The sequence below is a fragment of the Parendozoicomonas verongulae genome, assembly GCF_009711465.1.
Taxonomy (GTDB): Bacteria; Pseudomonadota; Gammaproteobacteria; order Pseudomonadales; family Endozoicomonadaceae; genus Sansalvadorimonas; species Sansalvadorimonas verongulae.
In genome coordinates, this window is the sequence record NZ_SMME01000465.1 from 1 (window position 1) to 957 (window position 957).

A 957-nucleotide genomic window follows, 5' to 3' on the forward strand; every position below is an offset into this window, starting at 1 on the left:
TGCTCATAGTTTGTCCTGTTGTCCAGTGTTATTATGTTAGTTTGTGCCAACTGGGCCTGTGTATCCATAACATCGGCTAGCTGAGTGCTGACCTCCGGCGCCTTCTGACAATAACTGGCAACAGGCTGCTTTAAAACATCCAGGAGTTCCTGCCAGCAGGCAGGCCAGTTGATCCCGCCTTCAAAGTCCATAGCCTCCATTCGTCTCGCTGCTTCTGGCAGATAGGGTTGATTAGCTGCTATCGCCAAAGTCATGGTCTGAACCGCGTTCAAAGGAAAAATCTGTTCAGCACGAACACCTGTGTCGCCATAGAATCGTGTAAACCAGCACTGTTGCCAGAGGCGATATAAAGCACTCTCAAGGGGGCCGGTGGATTTTGACAGTTCTTTTGGCATCCCCGAGTCACTCCACCGTGCTTCAGCCAGTTGCCTGATAATATCGGCTTTGGCCTCATCGCTATTCAGGTGCTCCTTCACAGTGATTTCATGGGTAGTGTGGTTTATCGCGGTGGTTTGCCCTCGTTTCACCTGCCACGGGCACGGCAGAGATCGCACAGTCTGATTCAGCCATTGGCAAAGTCCTTTATCACAGGAATTCTGCCTTGCTACGCCGGGTGTGACTGCCGACAGTGCCTGGACAGTCGTCCCGACAGCCAGAAGATAAAGCCTGTAGTGACGGGCGAATAATTCCGGAATCCTGTCGCTATCCAGCTCCTCTTCTGACAATGCCCCCGCGAGTGTCTGCAAATGCTGGCTGACCGGCTGAAGCGGAATCGTCTTTGCCTGAAGGTCACTGCGCAGTCGGCAATGTAACTGTGCAAGCTGAGCAGCAGCCTTTTTCCCCTTGGCGGAATGCGGTAAAACTTTTTCCGCAATACTGGTAAGTTCGTCCTGGTTGTATTCTCTGATAGGGAGGTATCGGAAACGACCTTTTAATGCCGGAGAGAAGGGTTTTCTG

The 957-nt window shown here is 51.9% G+C and carries 1 protein-coding gene; it reads right to left on the bottom strand.

Annotation, left to right across the window (positions count from 1 at the left end; all coding sequences use genetic code 11):
• Positions 1 to 957, bottom strand: a 957-nt coding sequence (locus E1189_RS22560) for a hypothetical protein (protein ID WP_196220914.1), incomplete at both ends; no start/stop codon positions are given.